Here is a 23,656-nt window from a genome sequence, read left to right as displayed (position 1 = left end):
GACTCCCCGATTTCGGGGTGGACCAACCTAATCCCCCGCGCAGGTCCTCTCAACGGAGGCGCCGCCCGGGCAGGGTGATACCCGCGCCCGCTCCCGGGGGTCGCCCCGGGGCCCGCCTGCGTTGACCCTCCACCGGAGCGGGACCTATCTTCGCGCGCCCGGGGCCCGCCCCGGGCGCCCCGTCCACCCCGCCCGACACGGTCGCTCCCGTACCCATGCCCGTCGCTCCCGACATCGAGGCCCTGCGCGCCCTGCAGGGCGGCGTGCGCGACCCCGAGGGGCGCGCCTTCGCGCCGCTGGCGGAGGCGCTCCGGCGGGCGGGCCGGCTCGACGAGGCGGTCGACGTGGCGGAGGCCGGGACCCGCGCCCTACCCGACTTCGCGAGCGGGCACCTGGTGCGTGCACGGATCCTCCACGACCTCGAGCGCTGGGGAGAGGCGAGCGCGGGCTTCGACCAGGTGCTCGCGCTCGACCCCGAGAACGCCCGGGCGCTCGAAGGGGCGACGCGCGTCGCAGCGCGGGAGGATCGGGACGCCGCGGAGGCGCTGGCGCTGCGGTGGCGGGCGGTCGAGCCGTGGCGTGCCGCCGACGTGGACGCCGTGCTGGCCGGGGCGGTGGAGGCCCTCCCGACGGACATCCCGGAGGCGTCCGACGCCCCGGAGGCCGACGAGCCGACCCCGCCCGACGCGGTCCCGCCGGACGGCGCCGACGCGGCGCCCGCCTTCGGCGTCCTCCTGGCGCCCGAGGCCGATGCGGAGCCGGTGGACGAGGACGAGCACCTTCCCGGCGCCAGCGGCGGTGAAGAGCTGATCACGCGCACGATGGCGGAGTTGCTGGTCGCCCAGGGGCTGCGCCTCGAGGCCATCGCCCTGTTCCGCAAGCTGCTGGAGCGGGCACCCGACAGCCCGGCCCTGGCGGCGCGCCTGGCGGAGCTGGAGGGGCGGACGCGGGAGCCCGTCCCGGACGCTGCGCCCGCGGACGCCGCGCCCGCGGCCCTGCCGTCCACCCCGGAGGCTCCCCCCGAGCCGGCCGCGCACGAGGCGTCCGCACCGGCGCCGGAGGGGCCGCTCGAGGCCGAGCCACCGACCCCGGAGGCCGGCCTGCCGGTGGGCGCGCTGGCCCCCGCCGCGGTTCCGATGGCCGACCTGGCGCCGGACACGGTGCCGCTCGCGTCCCTCGCGCCCGAGACCGTGACCATCGACGCGTTGTCCCCCGACGCCGTGCCCGTCGGGGACCTGGCGCCCCCCACGCAGCCCATCCGCGAGCTGGCGCCGGACCGCAACGCCGAGGAGGAGGACGAGGAGTTCCGGCGCTGGCTGGAGGGGCTCCAGGCATGAGGATCGAGGTCGTACACGGGCCCAACCTGCGCCTCCTCGGTGTGCGCGAGCCCGAGGTCTACGGGACCGTCACGCTGGCCGAGATCGACGAGCGGCTCGCCGCGGTGGCGCAGAGCCTCGGGGTCGAGGTGGCCAGCTTCCAGAGCAATCACGAGGGGGAGATCCTCGACCATCTGGAGGCCACGGCGCCCATCACCGACGGCTACCTGATCAACCCGGGTGGGCTCACGCACACCAGCGTGGTGCTCCGGGATGCGTTGGCCGGCGTGGGTCGTCCGTTCGTGGAGGTGCACCTCTCGAACGTGCACGCGCGCGAGGAATTCCGCCGCCACTCGCACCTCGCTCCGATCGCGGTCGGGACCGTCGCCGGATTCGGGGCAAACAGCTACCTTCTCGGGCTCAGGGGCCTCGTCGGCCACCTGTCGGCCTCACGCTGAGGCCCGCTCCTCCCTCTTCCTCGACACGATGGCCTCGACTGCGGATTTCAGGAACGGAATGGTGCTGGATATCGATGGGACGTTGTGGACCATCGTGTACTTCCAGCACGTGAAGCCGGGCAAGGGCGGTGCGTTCGTGCGCACCAAGCTCAAGAACGTCCTCACCGGGCAGGTCGTGGACCGCACCTACCGCGCGGGCGAGAAGGTCGTGGACGTGCGGCTGGAGCGCCGGCCCGTCAGCTATTCGTATTCCGACGGCGATCTCTACTACTTCATGGATCAGAACACCTTCGAGCTGATCCCCCTCGCGGCCGACGTGATCGGCGACGACCAGCTGAAGTACCTGAAGGAGAACATGGAGTGCGAGGGCCTGGTCCACGACAGCAAGGTGTTGAGCGTGGAGCTGCCCGCCTTCGTCGAGCTGTCGGTGAGCGAGACCGACCCCGGCGTGCGCGGCGACACGGCCCAGGGCGGGACCAAGCCCGCCACGCTCGAGACCGGCGCCGTCGTCCAGGTGCCGCTCTTCATCGAGATCGGAGACAGGGTCCGCGTGGATCGCCGCGAGGACAAATACCTCACCCGCGTGTGAGCCACCCATGATCGATCTGGATTTCCTGGAACGCCTGGTCCGCCTGATCGAGGAGAGCACGCTCGACTCGCTCGAGATCGAGCGGTCGGGCACCCGTATCCGGCTGGCCAAGTCCCCCGAATACGTGGGCGGCGCCGCGCCCGCGCCGATGCTGCTGTCCGCACCCGCGGCTCCCGCACCCGCGTCGGCGCCCGCACCCGGCCAGCCCGCCGACGGCGGGGCGGCCACACCGCCCGCCGACAGCGGCCTCGTGGACGTGACGTCCCCCATGGTGGGCACCTTCTATCGCGCACCGGCGCCCGACGCTCCACCCTACGTGGAGCCGGGCCGCACCGTGGGGAAGGGCGACACCCTCTGCATCATCGAGGCGATGAAGCTCATGAACGAGCTCGAATGCGAGGTGGCCGGCACCATCGTGGAGGTGTGCGTCGAGAACGCGCAGCCGGTCGAGTACGGTCAGCTCCTGTTCCGCGTCCGGCCCGCCTGAGCCCCGTGTTCCGACGGGTTCTCATCGCCAACCGGGGTGAGATCGCGCTCCGGGTGATCCGCGCCTGCCGCGAGCTCGGGGTCGAGACGGTCGCGGTCTATTCCGAAGCCGATCGCGAGTCGCTCCACGTCCGCTTCGCCGACGAGGCCGTCTGCATCGGTCCGCCGGCCGCCCGCGAGAGCTACCTCAACATCCCGCGGATCATCGCCGCCGCCGAGGTCACCGGCGCCGATGCCATCCACCCGGGCTACGGTTTCCTCGCCGAGAACGCCGAGTTCTCGGAGATCTGCGAGCGCTCCCACCTGGTGTTCATCGGTCCCAACCCGGACCAGATCCGGGCCATGGGGGACAAGGCCACCGCGCGCCGCACCGTGATCGCCGAAGGTGTGCCGACCGTGCCGGGCACGGAGGACGTGATCTCCTCTCCCGACGAGGCCGTGGGCCTCGCGGCCGAGATCGGCTTCCCCATCATGATCAAGGCATCGGCCGGCGGGGGAGGGAAGGGCATGCGCATCGCGCACGACGCCCAGACCTTCCCGGGACTGGTCGCCGCCGCGCAGGCGGAGGCGCAGGCCGCGTTCGGCGATCCCGGTGTGTACCTCGAGAAGCTGGTCGTGCGGCCGCGCCACGTGGAGATCCAGGTCTTCGGCGACCGTTTCGGTCGCATCGTGCACCTGGGCGAGCGCGACTGCTCCATCCAGCGGCGCCACCAGAAGCTGATCGAGGAGGCGCCGTCCCCCGCGCTCACCCCGGAGCTGCGCGCCCGCATGGGCGACGCGGCCGTGCGCGCCGCGCGCAGCATCGGCTACGTGGGGGCCGGCACGGTCGAGTTCCTGCTCGACGCCAGCGGCGAGTTCTACTTCATCGAGATGAACACGCGCATCCAGGTCGAGCATCCGGTGACCGAGGTGATCACGGGCGTGGATCTGGTCAAGGAACAGATCCGGGTCGCGGCCGGTGAGCCGCTGTCGATCCCGGAAGGCCCCATCGAGCTGCGCGGCCATGCGATCGAGTTCCGCATCAATGCCGAGGATCCCGACCGCAACTTCGCCCCCTCGCCGGGCACGATCACCACGTTCCATCCACCCGGCGGTCCCGGCGTGCGGCTCGACACGCACGCCTACAGCGGCTACCGGGTGCCGCCGTTCTACGACTCGTTGCTCGCCAAGCTGATCGTGTACGGGAACACGCGTGACGAGGCCCTGGCGCGCGCGCGCAACGCGCTCGACACCTTCGTGATCGAGGGGGTCTCCACCACGCTGGAGTTCCTGGCGCGCGTCACGCGGGAGGAGACGTTCATCGCCGGAGACGTCGACACGGGATACATCGACCGGATGAGGAACAAGGCATGAGGATCGACCTGTTCTTCACCATCCCCGAGGTCGACCCCCAGGCGGTGCAGGGAAGCACGGCGCTGGTCATCGACATCATCCGCGCCACCAGTGTGATCGCCGAGGCGTTGGCCAACGGTGCGCGCGCGGTCTATCCCGTGTCGGACACCGAAGAGGCGCTGCGGCTCGCGAACCAGCTCGGACGCGAGACCACGCTGCTCTGCGGCGAGCGTCGCGGCCTCAAGATCGACGGCTTCGACCTGGGTAACTCGCCCCGGGAGTTCACGCGGGAACGGGTGGCCGGTCGCTCGCTGGTGATGACCACCACCAACGGCACGCGCGCCTTCCTCGCGGCCGCGGAGGCGGACCGCGTGGTGGCGGCGTCGTTGCTCAACCTGGGTGCGGCCGCGCGGCGCGCAGCCGAGGCGCAGCGGGTCAGCATCCTGTGCGCCGGACGCAGCGACCGCTTCTCCCTGGACGACGCCCTCTGCGGCGGGTTGCTGGTCCGGGCGCTCCTGGACGCGTGGGGCGGCGACGTGCGCCTGAACGACGGTGCGCGCGCGGCCGCCGAGCTGGCCCGGGGGCTGGACTGCACCGTGGACACGCTGGCCGGCACCGCCGCGGGCCGGGCGGTGGTCGACATCGGTCTCGGCGACGATCTTCCCTTCCTGGCCCAGCGCGATCGCCATGATCTCGCGCCCGAGATGCAGGATCGCGTCATCCGACTGCCCACGTGAGCCGGAAGCGTACCAAGAAGCAGACCCGGAAGAGCCGCGGCTCGACGCAGGAGCGCTGGCTCGATCCCGAGCAGCAGCGTGAGATCCTCGCCTACGGGCTGATCGCGCTCGCCGTCCTGGTGGGCCTGGCCCTGGTGCCGGTGTCCTGGCTGGGCGAGCGCGGCACGGAGTGGTTCCCGTCCGGCAACGTCATCGGCGCGGTGGGGCGGGGCACCGCGCGGGTCCTGGCCGGCGCCTTCGGCTTCGCCGCCGCCTTCGTGCCCGTGATCCTGTTGGCCGCGGGCCTGGAGCGCGGGGAGTGGCTGTCCCCGCGGCGGGCCTTCCGGACCGTCGCGCTCGCCGCCGGCCTGCTCGTCCTGCTGCCCATCGGCTGGCAGGTCGTCGCGCCCCTGGGCACGGCCGGGGGCCGGTGGGGGGGGTGGGCGGCCGAACCGCTCTCGACGGCCTTCGGGTGGGTCGGCGCCTTGATCCTCTGCGGGGTCGCGCTCCTGGTGCTGATCGTGGCCACCCTGCGCGTAAGCCCGGTCCGTCCGTTGGGGCGGGCCCTGGTGCAGGGTGGGGAGGTGCTGGGTCGCACCGCCGTGCGGGCCCGGGAATCCTTCCGGGTCGCTCCCTCGGCCGACGAGGCCCGGGAGGTGGACTGGGACGAGGCCACCCGCGGCGACCCCGACGACGTGGTCGTGGCGGCCCCGGACGACGAGGAGGACGTCGAAGCCGGCGAGGACGTCGCCGACGACGAGGAGGTCGACGAGGACGACCTCGAAGAGGAGGAGCCCGTGGTCGCGGCTCCGACCCGCGCCCGCCCCGAGCGGGCGAAGCGCAAGCCGCGCGAGACGGTCGCGGCCGTCGCGCCCGAGACGGAGGAGGAGGCGCCCGGACCGCGCACGCTGCCGCCGCTCGATCTCCTCTACGCGCCTCCCGAGGAGGAGCGGCAGGGCATGCAGGAGGAGCTCGACCGGCTGGGTGAGGTCCTGGTGGAGAAGCTCCGCACGTTCAACGTGGAGTGCACCCTGGGCGGGCGCACGACGGGCCCGGTGGTCACCCAGTTCGAGGTCGTGCCCGCGCCCGGCGTGAAGGTGAATCGCATCGCGAACCTCGATGCCGACCTGGCCCTGGCCATGAAGGCCAAGAGCATCCGCATCGTCGCCCCGATCCCCGGCAAGGGCGCCGTCGGCGTGGAGATCCCCAATCCCGAGCCGCTGTCCGTGCCGCTGCGCGAGGTGCTCGAGGCGCGCGCCTTCCAGGCCGGTCGGGGCAGCCTCCCGCTCGCGCTGGGCCGCGACCTGAACGGCCAGCCCTATGTGGCCGACCTGGCCAAGATGCCGCACGTGCTGATCGCGGGCGCCACCGGGTCCGGGAAGTCCGTCTGCCTGAACACCATCATCACGAGCCTGGTCTACCGGCACACGCCCGAGACGCTGCGGCTGTTGATGATCGATCCCAAGATGGTGGAGCTGTCCACCTACGGGGACCTGCCCCACCTGCGGCATTCGGTGGTGACCGACCCCAAGGACGCGGCGGCCGTCCTCAAGTGGGCCGTGCTGGAGATGGAGCGGCGCTATGCGCTGCTGTCCGTCAACGGGGTGCGCTCGCTCGCCGAGTTCAACAAGCGTCTGCGCTCGGGCGGCGTGGTACGCCGCTCGGAACCCGACGGCCCGGACGGAGATCCGGATCGCTGGCTGTACACGGATGGTCTGTTGCCGTTCATCGTCGTGGTGGTCGACGAGCTCGCCGACCTGATGATGAGCGTGCAGAGCGAGGTGGAGAAGCCGCTCACCCAGCTGGCCCAGAAGGCGCGCGCCATCGGGATCCATCTCATCGTGGCCACGCAGCGTCCGAGCGTGAACGTCATCACGGGCCTCATCAAGGCCAACTTCCCGACGCGGATCGCCTTCCGCGTGGCGTCCAAGACGGACTCGCGCACGATCCTGGACCAGAACGGCGCGGACGCGCTGCTCGGCAACGGGGACATGCTGTTCCTCCCGCCGGGCCAGAGCGAGCCGGTGCGCATGCAAGGCGCGTTCATCTCCACCGAGGAGACGGACGCGCTCATGGCCTGGTATCGCTCGGAGCGCGATGCCAAGCGCGCGCGGCTCGCCGGGGATCCGGACGTCGAGGAGCCGGAGTCCGACGACGCCGAGGAGGACATCCTGGAACTGGTGCGCGCCCGCGAGGCGGAGGACGGCGACCAGTTCGACCTGGATCCGGACGGTGCCCTGGCCTACGACGAGCTGTTCCGGTCGGCCGCCGAGGTGTGCATCCAGCACAAGCAGGGCTCGACCTCGCTGCTGCAGCGCAAGCTGCGCATCGGGTACGGTCGGGCGGCCCGCATCGTGGACCAGCTGCACGAGGCCGGTGTGCTCGGTCCGCCCGACGGCTCCAAGCCGCGGGAGGTGCTCATCGGGCACGACGGTCTCGACCTGCTGATGAGCGGCCTGGACGAGCGGGGCCGCTAGGAAAGGGGCCAGGAACGGCGCCGCGCGGGGACGTGTAGTAGCCGCCGTTCGGCCGGGCGCTGCCCGACGGGAGGCTTCGGATCCCCGTCGGCCCCCGCGCCCCGCCCGGAGCGGGTTCCAGCCGCTCCCGCCCATCCCACACCGCCGGATCCCATGACCGATCGAGTCCGACGCCTGCGCCGACTGCTCGCGCCCGCCTTGCTGGCGGTCGTGCCCGTCGCCGTCGCCGGTCAGGCCCCGGGAGACGCGCTCGCCATCCTGGAAGCCGCGTCGGCGCGCTACGCCGCGCTGACCTCCCTGTGCGCCGGGTTCGAGCAGACGTTGGAGGTCCCGCTGGTGGGCCAGACCACGCGCAGCCGCGGGGAGCTGTGCCAGCTCGACCCCAACCTGTTCAAGATGGACTTCCAGGACCCGGCCGGGGACCGCATCGTCGCGGACGGCACCTGGCTGTGGCTCTACTTCCCCAGCGCGCAGCCCGACCAGGTCATCCGGTCGCGCATGGCCGCCCAGAACGAGTCCATCGACTTCCACCGCGAATTCCTTCAGGACCCCGGCGTGAAGTACGCGCCGACGCTGCTGGGACCGGAGACGGTGGGCGGTGCTTCCACCCACCATCTGCGTCTGCGCCCGCTCCAACCCTCGGGCTATGCGAACGTGGAGGTGTGGCTGGACACCCGGCAGCACTGGATCCGCCGCATCCGCATCGAGCAGGAGAACGGCTCGGTGCGCACGCTCGACCTCGCCGACATCCGCGTCGATCCGCCCCTGCGCCCAGGCGACTTCGCGTTCACGCCGCCCCCGGGCGCCACGGTGGTCACCGGTTGAGCGACGACCGGCGCAGCGCCCGGGCCCGTTCCCGGGACCTTCCCGTCTTCCCGCTGGCCCCCGCGGGCCCCGGCACGCTCACGGCGCCGCGGGCCGTGGATGCGATCGGATCGGACCACGGGACCCGGGTCAGCCTGGTCACGCTCGGCTGCGACAAGAACACCGTCGATTCGGAGCGCATCCTGGCCGCGCTGCTCGCGGGCGGCGCGCGGGTCTCGCCCGACCCCGCCGACGCGGACGTGGTGTTGATCAACACCTGCGGCTTCATCGAAGCCGCCAAGGAGGAGTCCATCGAGACCCTCCTCGAGGCCTGCCAGCTCAAGGAGACCCGCGGGGTGCGGGCGGTCGTGGCGGTCGGGTGCCTGGTGCAGCGCTACAAGGCGGATCTGGAGCGCGAGCTCCCGGAGGTGGACCTGTTCCTCGGGCTGAGCGAGCTCGATCGTCTGTTGCCGGAGTTGACCGACCGCGGGCTGCTGGAGCAGGAGACCATCCCGCTGATGGAGCGGCCGCTGCGGGTCCTGACCAGCGCCACGCCGCACACGACCTACCTGAAGATCAGCGAAGGCTGCGATCACACCTGCGCGTTCTGTGCGATCCCGTCCATGCGGGGCCTGCACCGCTCCGCTCCGTTGGACGCGCTCGTGGAGGAGGCCGCGCTCCTCGGGCGGCGCGGCGTCAAGGAGCTGAACGTCATCTCGCAGGACACGACCTGGTACGGGCGTGACCTCCGACGCCGGATCGGACAAGAGGCTCCTCTCCTGCCGGATCTGTTGCGGGCGCTGCTGGAGGGGACCGACGTCCCCTGGTACCGCCTGTTCTACATGTATCCGTCCGGTCTGACGCGGGACCTGGTGGACCTGATGGCGTCGCAGCCCAGGATCCTCCCCTACCTGGACATGCCGCTGCAACACGGCAGCGACGCCGTGCTGGCGGCCATGCGCCGTCCGGAGCGACAGGCCACGATCCGCGAGCGGGTGGGCTGGCTGCGGGACAGTGTCCCGGACCTCACGCTGCGCACCACGGTCATCGTGGGCTTCCCCGGCGAGACCGACGACGACTTCCAGCGCCTGCTCGATCTGCTGGAGGAGTTGCGCATCGAGCGCGTAGGGGCCTTCACCTATTCCGTGGAGGAGGGCACGCCCGCGGCCGACTATCCCGGACAGGTCTCCGAGTCCCTCGCGCGCGAGCGCCTGGAGGAGCTGATGGAGCGGCAGGCCCGCATCTCCCTCGAGGCCAACCTGGAACAGGTGGGGACCACCCGCACCGCGCTGATCGACCACGCCACGCCGGACGACCCGGACTTCGCGTGGGTGGCGCGCACGGCGGGACAGGCGCTCGACGTGGACGGCGTGACCCGCATCCTGCGGGACGGGTCCGCCTCCGCGCCGGAGCCCCGACCCGGCGACTTCGTGCGGGTCGCCATCGAGGATGCCGAAGAGCACGACCTGGTGGCCCGGCTCCCGGGCCCGGGCGAATGACCCAGCGAGGAGGCGGCACGTGAGGATGCGTGGCTTGGTGGTGGTGGGGATGGGGGTGATGGCGGGGATCGCCGGCGCGGTGCCCGCGGCGGCCCAGCGGCCGGACCTGACGGAGTTCGACTACGAGAACCTGTCGTTCCGGGGCATCGGCCTCGACGTCGGCTGGGTCGCACCCAACCGCGTGGACGCGACGGCCAGCCTGGGCGCGCGCGTGGACCTGGGGTATCTCGGGCCCAGCTTCCGCATCGTGCCGCACATCAGCTGGTGGTCCTCCGACTTCAAGGCGTCCGAGGTCCGTGAGCTGGAGACGCAGGTCGAAGCGCTGATCGCGCAGGAGCTGCCCGACAGCACGCCGGCGCCCGACGTCAACCTGGGCACGCTGCAGTGGTCGGACCTGGCGCTCGGCGTGGACGGCCATTTCGTGTGGGCCGTCCCCTCCGCCGGGATCCTGACCCTCGCCGGCGTGGGCGCCTCCGCGCACTTCCTCAACGGCTCGGGCGCGGCCATCGAGGATACCTTCGTCGAGGACCTCCTCGACTCCTGGCGGGTGGGCCTCAACGCCCACACCGGGCTCGAGGTGCCCCTCTCGGACCGGATGCGGGTCTACGGCCTCGTGCGCTACAATGTGCTGGAGGACCTGCGGGCCTTCGAGTTCCGGGCCGGCGGGCAGGTCATGTTCGGAGAGTCCATCCCCGGAGAGCGCATACGATGAGCACAGCGAGGATTCGCCTTGGAATCCTCGGGACGGGAGCGGTCAGCCAGGTGGCCCACCTGCCGCTGCTGGCCGGACGGGACGACGTGGAGATCGCCGCCGTCTCGGATCTGGACGGCCTGAAGGCCCGCGAGGTCGCGTCCCGCTTCGGGATCGAGCGCATCCTGGACGACCGGGCGCTGATCGAGGATCCGGGGCTCGACGCCATCGTGATCGCCACCCCCAACGTGCGGCACGAGGAACAGGCGCTCGCGGCCATCGAAGCCGGGAAGCACGTGCTGGTCGAGCGTCCCGTCGCCCTCACGAGTGACGGTGCGGCCCGCCTGGTGGCCGCGGCGCAGGAGCGGGACCGTGCTCTCGTGGTGGGGCTCTCCCACCGCCACCGGCCCGACGTCACGGCGCTGCGCTCCTTCGTGGCCGGTGGCGAGCTGGGTCACGTCTACTCGGTCTCGGGCAGCGTGCTGAACCGCAAGGTGGCGCTGACGCGCACGCCGTGGCGGCAGCGGCGCGAGGAGGCGGGCGGAGGCGCGCTCATGGACCTGGGCGTGCAGCTCCTCGACCTCTGTCTGTGGCTCGTGGGCTACCCGGACGTGGCGCGGGTCACGGCCGTGACCTTGACCGGCGACTACGAGGTGGAGGACGCCGCGGTCGTCCTGGCCGAGACGGACAGCGGCATCGCCATCTCGCTCGAGGCCAGTTGGAGCCTGTTCGCCGACTCCGACCAGTACCACACCCGCGTGTTGGGGCGTGAAGGCTCGGGCTGGCTGCCGCCGCTGACCATGCACCGTCAGCTCGGTGGGCGTCCGCTCGACGTCACCCCGCGGCAATCCACGCGCGAGAACCTGTACGTCGCAGGCTACCGCCGACTCCTGGATCGCTTCGTCGGCATGGTGATCGGCGAGCGCGCCGTGGAGCAGTCGGAGGAGCAGGTCCGGCTGATGCGCGTGATCGAGGCGGCGTACCGGTCGGCTCGCGAGCAGCGCGAGGTCCGCCCGCTCGACGGCGACTGAGCGCGACGCTCCGCGCGCTCGCGCCCGGGCTGGCCAGCGGGCTGCTGCTGGCCGCGTCGTTTCCCCCGGCTCCTCCCTCTCCGGCGCCCTTCCTGGTCCTGGTGCCCCTGGCGCTCGGGCTCGAGCGCCTGCCCGCCGGCGCTGCGGGGCGCGGCCCCGCCGCCCGCCTGGGAGCGGTCGCGGGAACGGTGGGGTGGGCCCTCCTGCTGCCCTGGACGTGGGCTGCGCTGGCGGCCACGCCCGTGTGGGGCACCCTCGCGTTCGCGGCGCTGGTGGGGGCCTTCGCGGCGCTCACCGCCGGCGTCCTCGTGGCGGCCCACGCGCTGCGCTCCGCGCGCGTCCCGGCCGCCCTGGCCCTTCCGTTGGCCTGGGTGGCCGGCGAGTGGCTGCGCGGGCATCTGGGTCCCTTCGCGTTCCCCTGGCTTCCGCTCGCCAACGGGCTGACGGGCCTGCCCGCGCTGCTCGGGCTGGCACCCTGGGTGGGCGCGTCCGGTGTCGGGCTCTGGCTGGCCCTGCCGCAGGGGGCCTGGGCGGGCTGGCTGTCCGCGCCGGGCGCGTCCAGGTCCGCCCTGGCCGGGCGCGCCGTCGGGACGGCCGCCTGGCTGGCGTCGGGCGTCCTGGCCTGGCCGGCGCCCGCTCCGGCGGGGCCCACCCTCGACGTGCTGATCGTCCAGCCGGACCTGCCGGTGCGGGGCGACCCGCGGGCCACCGCCGAGCGGGCGCTGGCCCGCGCCGGGCGGGCCGTGGAGGGGCGCCGCGCCGACCTGGTGGTGCTGCCCGAGGGCGCGCTCCCGGTGGACGTCCCCCGGAGCCCGACCGTGGTGGCCGCGCTGGCAGGGCTGGCGGAGCAGTCGGGGGGCGCGGTGGTGGTGGGGGCGCTGGGGCAGGGCGTCCCCGGGATGCCGGGCGCCCGCACCAACCGTGTGCACCTCGTCCGGGCCGACGGCCTGGACCCGGTCGAGTACGACAAGCGCCGGCTCGTGCCCATCCTCGAGCGCACGCCGTTCCTGCCCGCGGGCGGCGACCTGACCGCGGGTCGGTCGCCGGGGGTCCTCGAGGTCGCGGGCGTGCGCGCGGGGGTGTTGGTCTGCTACGAGTCGATCTTCCCGGAGCTGGCGCGCGACCTGGCGCGCGGGGGTGCGGGGTTCCTCCTCAACCCCACCAACGATGCGTGGTACCGGGCGCGGGGCGCCGGCACCTCCGGGCTGCTCCAGCATCCCGCCCATCTGGTGTTCCGGGCCATCGAGACCGGGCGGCCCGCGGTGCGCGTGGCGAATACGGGCCCCTCGTTCCTTGTGGACGCGCGCGGGCGTCTCGCGGCCGTCACGCCGCTGCGGACCGACACGCTGCTCGCGCTGCGCGTGCCCACCGTGACAGGACCGGCCACGCCGTTCACGCGCACGGGAGACCTGGTCGGTCCCTTCGCGGCCGGTGCGGTCCTGTTGCTCTGGGCGGCGGCCCGGCGGCGCGGTTGAGCGCCCGCACGCCTTCGGCTACACTTGGCCGCCGCCCTTCCTCGGGTCCGGCGCCGTCCGGACGCGTCCTGTCGCGACCGACGTGCCCGGCACGGACGGGGCCCCGGCCCCGCGACCTGTCACCGCCTCCAGATCCCCGATGAGTCAGCCTGCGGTCGATCCGCGCCTGCGTAGCCGTCTCCAGCGCGCCATCGAGCGCTTCGAGGCGATCGAGGGCGCGCTCTCCGATCCGGCGACGCTCTCCGATCCGGAGCGTCTGCGCGATCTGGGGATCGAGCGTGCCGATCTGGAGGAAGCCGTGCGCGAGGGCCGCGTGCTGCTGTCGCTCGAGCGTCAGCTCGAGGGCGCGCGTGAGCTCTCGACGGACGACACCGGCGACGAGGAGATGCGCGAGCTGGCGCAGGCCGAGGTGGACGATCTCGAGGAGCGTCTTCCGGCCCTGCAGGACCGCGTGCGCGAGCTGCTCATCCCCAAGGACCCGCTCGAGGACCGCGCCGCCGTGGTGGAGGTCCGGGCCGGGACCGGTGGGGACGAGGCCGGCCTCTTCGCGGCCGAGCTGCTGCGCATGTACCGGCGTCTGGCCGAGCGTCAGGGCTGGGACGTCGAACTGCTGTCCCTGAGCGAAGGCATCCCCGGCGCCATCAAGGAGGCCATCGTGACGGTGCGGGGCCGAGGCGCCTACGGGCGTCTGCGCTTCGAGTCGGGGGTGCACCGGGTACAGCGCGTACCGGAGACGGAGAGCCAGGGCCGCATCCATACGTCGGCGGCGACGGTGGCCGTGCTGCCCGAGGCCCAGGAGGTCGACGTCGAGATCGACCCGCAGGACCTGCGGATCGACGTCTTCCGCTCCTCGGGACCGGGCGGACAGTCCGTGAACACGACGGACTCGGCCGTGCGTATCACGCACCTGCCCACCGGTCTGGTCGTTTCCTGCCAGGACGAGAAGTCGCAGCTGAAGAACAAGACCAAGGCGCTCAAGGTGCTGCGCTCGCGCCTGTTGGACCGGCGGATCGCGGAACAGGAGGCCGAGCGGGCGCGCGAGCGCAAGCTGCAGGTCGGCACCGGCGACCGCTCGGGCAAGATCCGCACGTACAACTATCCGCAGAACCGGGTGACCGATCATCGCATCGGGCTGACCCTCTATCAGCTGCCCGACGTGCTGGACGGCGACCTGGGCGAGCTCGTCTCCGCGCTCCGTCTGGCGCAGGAGCAGGAGCGCATGGAGGGCGAGGCCGGGTGACCTCGCAGGCCGCCCCGGTCGAGCCCCCGCCGCCGGGCCGCCCCTGGACCGTGCTGCACCTCCTGCGCTGGAGCACCGCGCATCTGGAGGGGCGGGGCATCGAGCGCGCCCGACTCGACACCGAGCTCCTGCTCGGGCACGCGCTGGGTCTGTCGCGGCTCCAGCTGTATCTCCACTTCGATCGTCCGCTCGATCCTGCGGAGCTGGACGTCTTCCGGCCGCTGCTCCGCCGCCGGGCGCGCCGCGAGCCGCTCCAGTACGTCGTCGGCTCGGCCGCCTTCCGCGAGCTGGACCTGGCGGTGGACCCGCGGGTCCTCATCCCGCGCCCCGAGACCGAGGGGCTGGTCGAGGAGGTCCTGCGCTGGGCCGCGGCGCAGAGCCAGCCGCCCGACGTCCTCGAGATCGGGACGGGGAGCGGAGCGATCGCGCTCTCGCTCCGGCGGGAAGGGACGTTCGGACGGGTGGTGGCCACCGACGTCTCCGCGGAGGCCCTGGAGGTGGCGCGCATGAACGCGGAGCGGACCGGCCTGGGGGACATCGAATGGCGTCCGGGCGACGCCTTCACCCCCGTGGGCGAGGACGAGCGCTTCGACGTGCTGGTGTCCAACCCTCCCTACGTGGCCCAGGCCGACCGGGAGACCCTCCAGCCCGAGGTCGTCGACCATGAGCCTGCCGGTGCCCTGTTCTCCGGCCCGGACGGGCTCGACCTTCTCCGGGTGCTCGTCCGCGAGGGCGCCGCGCGGGTGCGGCCCGGCGGGCTGCTGGCCCTCGAGATCGGCGCGGCGCAGGGGCCCGCGCTGCTGGCCCTGGCACAGGAAAGCGGGGCCTGGACGGCCGCGCGGGTGGGCAGCGACTTGAGCGGCCGAGATCGTTATCTTCTCGCCGCGCGTGGCGGGTCCCGGCCGTCCGGCGAGGAGCGGGAAGAACCGGGAGGACGGGAGCGAGCATGTCCGCACTGCTGAACATGGCCAAGGATCTCGGCGGCGCGCTGGCGCGCACGGACGAGTACCAGGCGTTGCGTCGTGCCATCCGCGCGGCGGACGAGGACGAGGATCTCACCCGGCTGCGGCAGGAGATGGACGGGCTGGAAGGCCGCGTCTCGGAGGCCCTGCGCGCCGGACAGGAGCCCGAGGAGGCCCTGGCCGAGCAGTACAACGACACCTTCGGTCGGCTGCAGACCAACGCGAGCTATCAGCGTCTCGTGGCCGCGCAGAGCAACTTCGACAAGGTGCTCATGCGCGTGAACGAGACCATCACGCGCGGCCTCGAAGAGGGCGGCGAGAGCCGCATCATCCTGCCCTCGTGAGCACGCCCGCACGCGAGAAGGGCCTCAAGGCGCTCCGCCTCCCGGTCTATCGGATCATCGAGCCGCTCACGCAGTGGCTGGTCCGGCATCGCGTGCATCCCAACCTGATCTCCACGCTCGGATTCATCGTCACCGTGGTGGCGGGTTTCCTGTACCACTCCGACCACGTGCGTACGGCGGGGTTCTTCGTCCTGCTCGGCGGCCTGTTCGACATCTTCGACGGGCGGGTGGCGCGCCAGGGCGGACTGGCCTCCAAGTTCGGGTCGTTCTACGACTCGACCATGGACCGCATCAGCGAGGTGGTCGTCTTCATCGGGTTGCTGTCCCTCTACAACAACGTGCGGACCGAGCTCGCCGACGTCTGGATGATCTACATGATCGTCCTGGCCCTGTCGGGCTCCATGATGGTGTCCTACACCCGCTCGCGGGCCGAGGCGCTCGGTCTCGATTGCAGCGTGGGCTTCATGCAGCGCGCGGAGCGCGTGGTCCTGCTGGGTCTGGGCTCCATCCTGTTCGGTCTGATGTGGAACGGCATCGTCATCAGCGGCATCATCGTGCTGATGGCCGTGACCACCAACATCACGGCCGTGCAGCGCATGATCTGGGTGTACCGGCACGCCGGCGGCGTGCCGCTCGAATCCTCCAAGGCCGGGCAGGGCCCGCCGGCCGCGTCGTCCAAGCCTCCGGTCTGAGCACCGGGGTCCACATTCCGCTCCAAGGAGAAGCCTTCGTGAAGGAACGCCCGGAGATCCGTCCCGCGCAGGGAAAGGTCGGCGTGCTGCTGCCCGGATTGGGCGCGGTGGCGACCACCGTCGTCGCCGGCGTGGAGGCCGCGAAGCGCGGTCTGGCGCGTCCCATCGGCAGCCTCTCGCAGATGAACACCATCCGCCTGGGGAAGCGCACCGAAGGGCGCGCGCCGTTGATCCGCGAGTTCATCGGCCTGGCCGAGCTCGATCAGCTCGTCTTCGGCGCGTGGGATCCCATCCCCGACGACGCCTACGACAGCGCGATCAACGCCGGCGTGCTGGAGCGCTCCCACCTGGATCCGATCGAGGCGGAGCTGCGCAAGGTGCGTCCCATGCCGGCGGCGTTCGACCGCAGCTACGTCAAGCGCCTCGACGGCACCAATGTGAAGCAGGCGAAGAACAAGCGTGAGCTCGCCGAGCAGCTGCGCGAGGACATCCGCACGTTCATGCGCGACAACGGGTGCGACCGCGCGGTGATGGTGTGGTGCGGCTCGACGGAGATCTTCCTCAGGAAGAGTGAGGTCCACGAGTCCATCGAGGCCTTCGAGAAGGCGATGGAGGAGAACGACCCCGCCATCGCGCCCAGCATGCTCTATGCGTATGCCGCCATCATGGAAGGCGTGCCGTACGCCAACGGGGCGCCGAACCTCTCCGCGGATTTCCCCGCGCTGGAGCGGTTGGCCATCGAGCGCAGCGTGCCCATCGGGGGGAAGGACTTCAAGACGGGGCAGACCCTGATGAAGACCATCCTGGCCCCGGGACTCAAGGCCCGCATGCTCGGCCTCAGCGGGTGGTTCAGCACCAACATCCTGGGCAACCGGGACGGTGCGGTGCTGGACGATCCCGATTCGTTCAAGACGAAGGAGGAGTCCAAGCTGGGCGTGCTCGAGCACATCCTGCAGCCCTCCATGTATCCGGAGCTGTACGGGAACATCTACCACAAGGTCCGCATCAACTACTACCCGCCCCGGGGGGACAACAAGGAAGGCTGGGACAACCTCGACATCTTCGGATGGATGGGGTATCCGATGCAGATCAAGGTCGACTTCCTCTGCCGGGACTCGATCCTCGCGGCCCCGATCGTCCTGGATCTGGCCATCTTCCTCGACCTGGCGGGTCGGGCGGGGATGCGCGGCGTGCAGGAGTGGCTGTCCTTCTACTTCAAGAGTCCGCAGGCGCTGCCGGGGCTCGAGGCCGAGCACGACCTCTTCATCCAGCACTGGAAGCTGAAGAACACCCTGCGCTGGCTGGGAGGCGAGGAGCAGCTCACGCATCTCGGCATCGAGTACTACGAGTGAGCCCGGGCGGGCGGGGGCGGGCGCGGCGATGACCGTGCCCGCCCCGCACGCCGGTCTCTTCGTCGTCCTCGAAGGACCCGAGGGATCGGGGAAGACCACGCAGACGGGCCGCCTGGCCCGGTGGCTCCGCAGCGCCGGCCACGCGGTCTGCACCGTGCGCGAGCCCGGGGGCACGCGGCTGGGGGAGGCGATCCGCGGTCACGTCTGGGTGCGGACCGACCTCGAGATCGGCGCCGTGCCCGAGCTGCTCCTGGTGTCGGCCGCGCGCGCGGCCCTGGTGGCGGAGGTGCTGCGCCCCGCGCTGGAGCGCGGCGACCTCGTGCTGGCCGACCGCTTCTTCCTGTCGACCCTGGCTTATCAGGGCTACGGGCGCGGGCTGCCCCTGGACGAGATCCGGTCGGTCACGCGGCTGGCCACCCAGGGGCTCCTTCCCGACCTGACCCTGCTCCTGGAGCTTCCGGATCACGCCGGGACCGCCCGGCAGCACGCCGCCGGGAAGGAGGCCGACCGGATGGAGCGCCAGGGAGCGGCGTTTCTTTCCCGGGTCCAGCAGGGCTATCGTGAACTGGCCCGGTCGGAGCCGGGTATTGTCCCGGTCGACGCCACCGGAACCGTGGAGGAGGTCGAGGCCCGCCTGCGGGCCGCCCTCGTGACCCGGTTCCCCGAGCGCTTCGGGGCGGTCACGGGAGAAGCAGCCGCGGAGGGGGGAGCATGAAGCGGAACGGATCGATCGGCGGGCCCATGCTGGTGCTCGCCATCGCGATGGTCACCGGCGGCTGGTTCTTCCAGCAGGGCGCCGACCTGGGGCGGGCGGGCTTCCTGCGCGGCCGGCTCTTCGACCAGGTGGCCGACCTCGTCTCCGACAACTACGTGGACCAGGTCGACCAGGAGCAGCTCTACGACGCGGCCATCGAGGGGCTCCTCTCCTCCCTGGACGATCCCAACAGCTCGTTCCTCCAGCGTGACGACTACGAGAACTTCGCCATCCGCACCGGAGGCGAGTATGGCGGCGTCGGGCTGGAGGTGCTGGACCGGGACGGGTACGTGACGGTCATGAACCCGATCCCCGGCACGCCGGGCGCGCGTGCCGGCATCCGGGCCGGGGACCGCATCCTGGAGGTGGATGGCGAGGAGATCGGGGAGGGCGGCACCGACCTCGCCGTGGAGCGCCTGCGCGGCCAGCCCGGCACCGAGGTGGAGCTGACCATCGAGCGGCCCGGCGTCGACGGGCGGCTCACGTTCACCGTGCGCCGTGCGCGTGTGGAGGTGAAGTCGGTGCCCTTCCACGTCCTGCTGGAGGGCAATGTCGGCTACGTCCCGCTGCAGGTGTTCTCGGAGACCTCGACCGACGAGGTCATCGCAGCGATCGATTCGCTGCAGTCGGAGGGCGCGCACGGCATCGTGCTCGACCTGCGCGGCAACCCGGGCGGCGTGCTGGATGCGGGCATCGCCATCTCCGAGCTCTTCCTGCCCGCCAGCGTGGACATCGTCGAGACCCGCGGTCGCGCCGCCCACCAGTCCGAGACCTATCGGGCCCGGGGGAGCGGCCCCCGCTACCCGGCGCTTCCGGTGGCCATCCTCGTGGACGAGCGCTCCGCTTCCGCTTCCGAGATCGTCGCCGGTGCGCTGCAGGACCACGATCGCGCGCTGCTGGTCGGCTTCCGGACGTTCGGGAAGGGGTCGGTGCAGACGCTCTTCCCGCTGACGGGCGGTGACGTGCTGAAGCTCACGACCGCGCGCTGGTATACGCCCGTGGGCCGGTCCATCCAGAAGGAGCGCGAGGAGCAACGGGCCGCGCTCGCCTCCGGCGCCCTCTCCCCGTTCGGGCAGCTCGTGCCGCGGGGGGAGGTCGAGGACCTGCCCACCTTCACGTCCCGGGGCGGTCGCACGCTCATGGGTGGAGGGGGCATCACGCCCGACCTGACGGTCCGCCCCGACACGCTCGACACCGCGGCCCAGGAGGCGGTCTACGCGCTCTACGAGAGTGGAGGGGCGCTCAACCAGGCGCTCTTCGACTTCGTGGTGCGCCGGGTCGGAGGCGCCGCCGAGAGTGGCCGGCCGCTTCCCGAGGTCACCCCCGCGCTCATGTCGGATCTGCGACGGGCGCTCGAGGAGCGGGGCGTCGAGGCGGACGAGGCCGTCTGGGAGGCCGCCGAGCCCTACCTGCGCAACAGCCTGCGCCAGGAGTTGGCGCTGCAGGGCTCGGGCGAGCTGCAGCAGTTCCTGGTGCAGGCCGGCAGCGACCAGGCGCTCCAGGCGGCGCTCGAGCGGCTGCGGGCAGCCGGGGACGACGCCCGCGCCCTGGTGACCGACGCGGCTGCTCCTGCACCCGCTCCCGCGGGCGCCGGCTCGTGAGCGTCCCGCCGCGCCCTGTCCGCGCCCCGGCCCCGGGGCGATCGTCCGCGTCGAAGAGGCTGCCGGCCCGGCGGTCCTCGTCGGGGCCGACCGCAAAGACGGAAGCGGCGCCGCACCGGTGAAGGACCGCATCGCCGTCCTGCGCGGCGCGGTCGAGGAGTCGAGCCACGCGGTCCACGCTGCCGTGGTCGATGCCCATGGCCGCACCGTCGCGAGCGTCGGGGATCCGGACCGCGTGACCTTCTTCCGCTCGTCCGCCAAGCCCCTGCAGGCGCTGCCGCTCGTCGAGGACGGCGTGGCCGACCGGTTCGGGTTCACGGCGGCCGAGTTGGCGATCTGCTGCGCGTCCCATGGGGCGGAGCCGCGGCACGTGGCGCTGGTGCAGGGCATGTTGGACCGGTTGGGCCTGTCGGCGGACGCGCTGGAATGCGGCGCCCATCCGCCGATGCATGGCCCCTCCGCGGAGGCGCTGGTGCGGTCCGGCCGAGCGCCCGGCAGGATCCACAACAACTGCTCCGGCAAGCACACGGGGATGCTGGCGTTGGCCCTTCACCACGGATGGGATCCGAGCGGATACGCGGGTGCCGAGCACCCCGTGCAACGGCGCATGCGGACGGAGGTCGCCCGGTGGAGCGCCCGCCCGGCCGCCGACATCCCGGTGGCCGTGGACGGGTGCGGCGTATCCTGCTTTGCCCTGCCCGTGCGCGACATGGCCGCGGCCTATGCGCGCTTCGCCGCCCAGGCCCGCCAGGGCGGGAGCGCCCGCCGGATCGTCGACGCCATGACCACGCACCCGTGGGCGGTCGCGGGCGAGGGTCGGTTGTGCACCGACCTGATGGCGCAGACGGAGGGCCGCCTGTTCGCGAAGGTCGGGGCCGAAGGCGTCTACGGCGCCGGCGCTCCGGCAGAGGGCCTGGGGATCGGCCTCAAGGTCGAGGACGGGGGCTGGCGGGCCGCAGGGGTCGCGTTGCTGGCCGTGCTGGACGCGGTCGGCCTCCTGTCGGAGGACGACCGCAGCGCGCTGGAGGGCTGGGCCCATCCGCCCGTGCACGATACGCGCGGTGAGGTGGTGGGCCGGGTGGAGCCGGCGCTGCGCGTACGAGGCCGTGGCGTCGCCGTCTGACGCCGCGGAGGCGGCGCTCCTGCGCCTGGCAGCCGCGCTGGGGGCTCCCGGGGGCACGGGCGTGGACAGCGCGCTCGAGCGCGCCGCGCACGTCGCGCCCGCCGTCGCGGTGGAGGAGTTGCTCCTGCAGGCGCACCTGTTCTGCGGGTATCCTCGCGTCCTCGATGCGTTCGCGCGTTGGCGGCGGCTGTGCCCGGAGCCGCCCGCGGGTCCGGAGGCGGATGCGGCCGACTGGCCGGCGCGCGGCGAGCACGTGTGCGCGCGCGTCTACGGTCCGTACTACGCAAAGCTCCGCGAGAACGTGCGTGCGCTGCACCCCGACCTGGATCGCTGGATGGTGACCGACGGATACGGAAAGGTGCTGGGGCGGCCGGGGCTGTCCCTGGTCGAGCGCGAGCTCGCCAACGTGGCGTTGCTCGCCGCGCAGGGGGCCGAGCCCCAGTTGCACTCGCACCTCCGCGGTGCGCTGCGGGTGGGGGCCGCGCCCGGGCGCGTGACGTCCGCGCTCGCCGCGGCACGGGCGGAGGCGCCTGCGCACGCGGACGCGGCGGACCGCATATGGGCGCGCGTGTGCAGCGCGAGCGCGCTCCCCCCACCAGGTGTGGGAGTCGACCAGGGAGGAGGGACGTCGTGTTCGTAGATCGGGCCGTGGTGACGGTCATCGCCGGGACGGGCGGGTCCGGCTCGGACGCCTTCCGGCGCGAGAGCGGGGTCCCGCGGGGCGGTCCGGCCGGTGGGGATGGCGGTCCGGGGGGCGACGTGACCCTGGTCGCCGATCCGCAGCTCGGCACGCTCCTCGACCTGCGCTACAAGCAGCAGTATCGCGCGGAGCGCGGCGGGCACGGGGAGGGCAGCAACCGCACCGGGGCCGCCGGGGCTTCGGTGGAGATCCCGGTGCCTCCCGGAACGCTCGTGCGCGACGCCGACACCGGCGAGCTCCTCGGAGAGCTGCTCGAGCCCGGGCAGCGCCTCGTGGTGGCCAGGGGCGGGCGCGGCGGGCGGGGCAACGCCCGCTTCGCCACCTCCACCAACCAGGCACCGCGCCGCTGGGAGCCGGGCGCCGAGGGCGAGGAGCGGCGGCTGGAGCTCGAGCTCAAGCTGATCGCCGACGTCGGGCTGGTGGGCCAACCCAATGCCGGCAAGTCGACCCTCCTGGCCGCCATCTCGGCCGCGCGTCCGCGCATCGCCGACTACCCGTTCACCACGCTGCAACCGAACCTGGGCGTGGTCTCGCTGCCGGGGTATCGCACGTTCGTGGTGGCCGACATCCCCGGGATCATCGAAGGCGCGCACGAGGGGCGGGGCCTGGGGCACCAGTTCCTGCGCCACATCGAGCGCACGCGCACGCTGGCGCTGTTGGTCCCGGTGGACGATCCCGATCCGCAGGCCACCTACGAGGGGCTGCGCGCCGAGCTGGCGTCCTATGCCCCCGAGCTCGCCGACCGGCCCCACTGTGTGGTGCTCACCAAGACGGACGTGCTCGGGCCGGACGACCCGCTTCCCGCCGTGCACGCGCCGGACGCGTGGGGCCGGCACGCCATCTCGGCGGTCGCGGGCCGGGGCCTGCGCGAGCTGCTGGAGGCGTTGTGGCAGCACGCCGAGGCGGCGGCTCCCGAGCCCGACCCCGACGACGGCGAATGGATGCCCTGATCTCCCCCGGCGCGGTCGCGGGCGTGGCGCTCGCGCTGGCCCACCCCTCCGGCGGGCGCGCGCTGGGGCGGGCGCTGCGCGAGCGGGGCAGCGCGGAGGCCGTGGCGCGCCGGGGAGGGGAAGGGGTCGCCCCGGTGGGCGCGGCGACGCTGCGGGAGGCGCGCGCGCTGCTGACCCGCCTGGACGGGTCGGGCACCGGCGTGCTGGCCTACGGGGCACCTGGATGGCCCGCTCGCCTCTCCGACCTGCACGATCCTCCCCCGGTGCTCTTCGTCCGCGGGCGGACGGCCCTGCTGGAGCGCCCGGCCGTCGCATTCGTGGGGGCGCGCAACGCGTCCGAGTACGGGCTGCGCCACGCGGAGCGCCTCGCCGCCCGCGTGGCGCGCGCCGGTGTGACCGTCATCTCGGGTCTGGCGCTCGGCATCGACGGCGCCGCGCACGGTGGGGCCCTCGCGACCGAGGCGAGCACCATCGCGGTGTTGGGAGCCGGTCTGGACGTGGACTATCCACGGCGGCATCGCATCCTGCGCGAACGGATCGCCGCGGAAGGCCTGATCGTCACCGAGTTCGTGCCCGGCACGCCGCCGCTGGCTCATCATTTCCCGCGACGGAACCGCATCGTGGCCGCACTCGCGAGCGCGGTGGTGGTCGTGGAGGCGGGGAAGGGGAGCGGCTCCCTCATCACGGTGGACCACGCGCTCGACCTGGGGCGGGCGGTGTACGCCGTACCCGGACCCATCGACAGCGCCCGGTCGGCCGCGTGCAACCAGCTGCTGCGCGAAGGCGCCCACGTGGTGGTGGGCGGCGAGGGCTTCCTGGAGGACCTGGGCCTGCTGATTCCCTGCGCCGTGTCCACTCCGGGCCCGGCCCGCGCCCCGGGCGAAGGTCCGGCGCGCGCGGTATGGGAGGCGCTGGGGCGGGGCATCGATCCGAACGCGCTCGTCGCCCACACACGTCTCGACGCCGGCCTGGTGGCGCGTGCCCTGACCGAGCTGGAGCTGCAGGGATTCGTCACGCGCACGGCGGGCGACCGCTACGTGCGCGTCGAGGACTGAGGCGACGGC

The 23,656-nt window shown here is 72.7% G+C and carries 23 protein-coding genes; all 23 read left to right on the top strand.

What is annotated here, in order from left to right:
- The first annotated feature begins 215 nt into the window (after nt 1–215).
- The 23 genes from R3E98_07710 to dprA all read left to right on the top strand — a co-directional run bounded on the left by R3E98_07710 (nt 216) and on the right by dprA (nt 23,647).
- Nucleotides 216–1,337, top strand: coding sequence for a hypothetical protein (locus R3E98_07710; protein MEZ4423276.1), 1,122 nt, complete (start codon nt 216–218; stop codon nt 1,335–1,337).
- Nucleotides 1,334–1,774, top strand: a complete 441-nt coding sequence (aroQ, locus tag R3E98_07705) for a type II 3-dehydroquinate dehydratase (protein MEZ4423275.1) — start codon at nt 1,334–1,336, stop codon at nt 1,772–1,774. The genes R3E98_07710 and aroQ overlap by 4 nt, the downstream gene beginning before the upstream one ends.
- Nucleotides 1,775–1,802: 28 nt before the next feature.
- Entirely contained in the window at nt 1,803–2,363 is a 561-nt protein-coding gene (gene efp / locus R3E98_07700; protein MEZ4423274.1) for an elongation factor P, read from the top strand.
- A 7-nt stretch (nt 2,364–2,370) separates the two neighbouring features.
- A complete protein-coding gene (gene accB, locus R3E98_07695; GenBank protein ID MEZ4423273.1) occupies nt 2,371–2,850 on the top strand; it encodes an acetyl-CoA carboxylase biotin carboxyl carrier protein in 480 nt (159 codons plus the stop codon).
- Nucleotides 2,851–2,855: 5 nt separating this feature from the next.
- Nucleotides 2,856–4,202 (top strand): acetyl-CoA carboxylase biotin carboxylase subunit, encoded by a 1,347-nt coding sequence (gene accC / locus R3E98_07690; GenBank protein MEZ4423272.1) that lies wholly within the window; start codon nt 2,856–2,858, stop codon nt 4,200–4,202.
- Complete coding sequence (locus R3E98_07685; protein MEZ4423271.1) at nt 4,199–4,918, top strand: 2-phosphosulfolactate phosphatase; 720 nt, start codon at nt 4,199–4,201, stop codon at nt 4,916–4,918. The genes accC and R3E98_07685 overlap by 4 nt, the downstream gene beginning before the upstream one ends.
- Nucleotides 4,915–7,374 carry a DNA translocase FtsK gene (locus R3E98_07680; GenBank protein MEZ4423270.1) on the top strand — a complete coding sequence of 820 codons (2,460 nt, stop codon included), beginning with the start codon at nt 4,915–4,917 and terminating at the stop codon, nt 7,372–7,374. Before R3E98_07685 ends, R3E98_07680 begins: the two co-directional genes overlap by 4 nt.
- 153 nt (nt 7,375–7,527) lie before the next feature.
- Nucleotides 7,528–8,199: an outer membrane lipoprotein carrier protein LolA gene (locus R3E98_07675; GenBank protein ID MEZ4423269.1), complete on the top strand. Its 672-nt coding sequence runs from the start codon at nt 7,528–7,530 to the stop codon at nt 8,197–8,199.
- Complete coding sequence (gene rimO / locus R3E98_07670; GenBank protein ID MEZ4423268.1) at nt 8,196–9,677, top strand: 30S ribosomal protein S12 methylthiotransferase RimO; 1,482 nt, start codon at nt 8,196–8,198, stop codon at nt 9,675–9,677. The genes R3E98_07675 and rimO overlap by 4 nt, the downstream gene beginning before the upstream one ends.
- A 19-nt stretch (nt 9,678–9,696) precedes the next feature.
- Nucleotides 9,697–10,389, top strand: a complete 693-nt coding sequence (locus R3E98_07665) for a hypothetical protein (GenBank protein ID MEZ4423267.1) — start codon at nt 9,697–9,699, stop codon at nt 10,387–10,389.
- The gene (locus R3E98_07660) at nt 10,386–11,399 is read left to right on the top strand and encodes a Gfo/Idh/MocA family oxidoreductase (protein MEZ4423266.1); all 1,014 of its coding nucleotides are present in this window, start codon (nt 10,386–10,388) and stop codon (nt 11,397–11,399) included. Before R3E98_07665 ends, R3E98_07660 begins: the two co-directional genes overlap by 4 nt.
- Complete coding sequence (gene lnt, locus R3E98_07655) at nt 11,396–12,874, top strand: apolipoprotein N-acyltransferase (protein MEZ4423265.1); 1,479 nt, start codon at nt 11,396–11,398, stop codon at nt 12,872–12,874. Before R3E98_07660 ends, lnt begins: the two co-directional genes overlap by 4 nt.
- 139 nt (nt 12,875–13,013) lie before the next feature.
- The gene (gene prfA / locus R3E98_07650) at nt 13,014–14,114 is read left to right on the top strand and encodes a peptide chain release factor 1 (protein MEZ4423264.1); all 1,101 of its coding nucleotides are present in this window, start codon (nt 13,014–13,016) and stop codon (nt 14,112–14,114) included.
- Nucleotides 14,111–15,076 carry a peptide chain release factor N(5)-glutamine methyltransferase gene (gene prmC, locus R3E98_07645; GenBank protein ID MEZ4423263.1) on the top strand — a complete coding sequence of 322 codons (966 nt, stop codon included), beginning with the start codon at nt 14,111–14,113 and terminating at the stop codon, nt 15,074–15,076. The genes prfA and prmC overlap by 4 nt, the downstream gene beginning before the upstream one ends.
- Nucleotides 15,061–15,420 (top strand): YlbF family regulator, encoded by a 360-nt coding sequence (locus R3E98_07640; protein MEZ4423262.1) that lies wholly within the window; start codon nt 15,061–15,063, stop codon nt 15,418–15,420. The genes prmC and R3E98_07640 overlap by 16 nt, the downstream gene beginning before the upstream one ends.
- Nucleotides 15,417–16,112, top strand: coding sequence for a CDP-alcohol phosphatidyltransferase family protein (locus R3E98_07635; protein MEZ4423261.1), 696 nt, complete (start codon nt 15,417–15,419; stop codon nt 16,110–16,112). The genes R3E98_07640 and R3E98_07635 overlap by 4 nt, the downstream gene beginning before the upstream one ends.
- Before the next feature lie 38 nt (nt 16,113–16,150).
- On the top strand, nt 16,151–17,464 hold the full coding sequence (locus tag R3E98_07630; protein ID MEZ4423260.1) for an inositol-3-phosphate synthase: 1,314 nt from the start codon (nt 16,151–16,153) through the stop codon (nt 17,462–17,464).
- Nucleotides 17,465–17,492: 28 nt separating this feature from the next.
- A complete protein-coding gene (gene tmk / locus R3E98_07625) occupies nt 17,493–18,179 on the top strand; it encodes a dTMP kinase (GenBank protein ID MEZ4423259.1) in 687 nt (228 codons plus the stop codon).
- Nucleotides 18,176–19,819 (top strand): S41 family peptidase, encoded by a 1,644-nt coding sequence (locus tag R3E98_07620; protein MEZ4423258.1) that lies wholly within the window; start codon nt 18,176–18,178, stop codon nt 19,817–19,819. The genes tmk and R3E98_07620 overlap by 4 nt, the downstream gene beginning before the upstream one ends.
- Nucleotides 19,820–19,937: 118 nt before the next feature.
- Entirely contained in the window at nt 19,938–20,942 is a 1,005-nt protein-coding gene (locus R3E98_07615) for an asparaginase (protein MEZ4423257.1), read from the top strand.
- Nucleotides 20,926–21,582 carry a carboxymuconolactone decarboxylase family protein gene (locus tag R3E98_07610; GenBank protein MEZ4423256.1) on the top strand — a complete coding sequence of 219 codons (657 nt, stop codon included), beginning with the start codon at nt 20,926–20,928 and terminating at the stop codon, nt 21,580–21,582. The genes R3E98_07615 and R3E98_07610 overlap by 17 nt, the downstream gene beginning before the upstream one ends.
- Nucleotides 21,573–22,592, top strand: coding sequence for a GTPase ObgE (obgE, locus tag R3E98_07605; protein MEZ4423255.1), 1,020 nt, complete (start codon nt 21,573–21,575; stop codon nt 22,590–22,592). The genes R3E98_07610 and obgE overlap by 10 nt, the downstream gene beginning before the upstream one ends.
- Nucleotides 22,580–23,647 carry a DNA-processing protein DprA gene (dprA, locus tag R3E98_07600; protein MEZ4423254.1) on the top strand — a complete coding sequence of 356 codons (1,068 nt, stop codon included), beginning with the start codon at nt 22,580–22,582 and terminating at the stop codon, nt 23,645–23,647. The genes obgE and dprA overlap by 13 nt, the downstream gene beginning before the upstream one ends.
- Nucleotides 23,648–23,656 lie beyond the last annotated feature (9 nt).

Source organism: Gemmatimonadota bacterium (genome assembly GCA_041390125.1).
Classification (GTDB): domain Bacteria; phylum Gemmatimonadota; class Gemmatimonadetes; order Longimicrobiales; family Gaopeijiaceae; genus JAGQIF01.
This window is presented reverse-complemented; position numbering and strand designations above follow the sequence as displayed.

What these genes read in the sequence shown, in the direction of transcription:
- dprA (MEZ4423254.1), top strand. Translation starts at nt 22,580, where the DNA reads ATGGATGCCCTGATCTCCCCCGGCGCGGTCGCGGGCGTGGCGCTCGCG.
- R3E98_07685 (MEZ4423271.1), top strand. Translation starts at nt 4,199, where the DNA reads ATGAGGATCGACCTGTTCTTCACCATCCCCGAGGTCGACCCCCAGGCG.
- efp (MEZ4423274.1), top strand. Translation starts at nt 1,803, where the DNA reads ATGGCCTCGACTGCGGATTTCAGGAACGGAATGGTGCTGGATATCGAT.
- aroQ (MEZ4423275.1), top strand. Translation starts at nt 1,334, where the DNA reads ATGAGGATCGAGGTCGTACACGGGCCCAACCTGCGCCTCCTCGGTGTG.
- R3E98_07640 (MEZ4423262.1), top strand. Translation starts at nt 15,061, where the DNA reads ATGTCCGCACTGCTGAACATGGCCAAGGATCTCGGCGGCGCGCTGGCG.
- R3E98_07620 (MEZ4423258.1), top strand. Translation starts at nt 18,176, where the DNA reads ATGAAGCGGAACGGATCGATCGGCGGGCCCATGCTGGTGCTCGCCATC.
- tmk (MEZ4423259.1), top strand. Translation starts at nt 17,493, where the DNA reads ATGACCGTGCCCGCCCCGCACGCCGGTCTCTTCGTCGTCCTCGAAGGA.
- R3E98_07675 (MEZ4423269.1), top strand. Translation starts at nt 7,528, where the DNA reads ATGACCGATCGAGTCCGACGCCTGCGCCGACTGCTCGCGCCCGCCTTG.
- accB (MEZ4423273.1), top strand. Translation starts at nt 2,371, where the DNA reads ATGATCGATCTGGATTTCCTGGAACGCCTGGTCCGCCTGATCGAGGAG.
- R3E98_07660 (MEZ4423266.1), top strand. Translation starts at nt 10,386, where the DNA reads ATGAGCACAGCGAGGATTCGCCTTGGAATCCTCGGGACGGGAGCGGTC.
- R3E98_07710 (MEZ4423276.1), top strand. Translation starts at nt 216, where the DNA reads ATGCCCGTCGCTCCCGACATCGAGGCCCTGCGCGCCCTGCAGGGCGGC.
- prfA (MEZ4423264.1), top strand. Translation starts at nt 13,014, where the DNA reads ATGAGTCAGCCTGCGGTCGATCCGCGCCTGCGTAGCCGTCTCCAGCGC.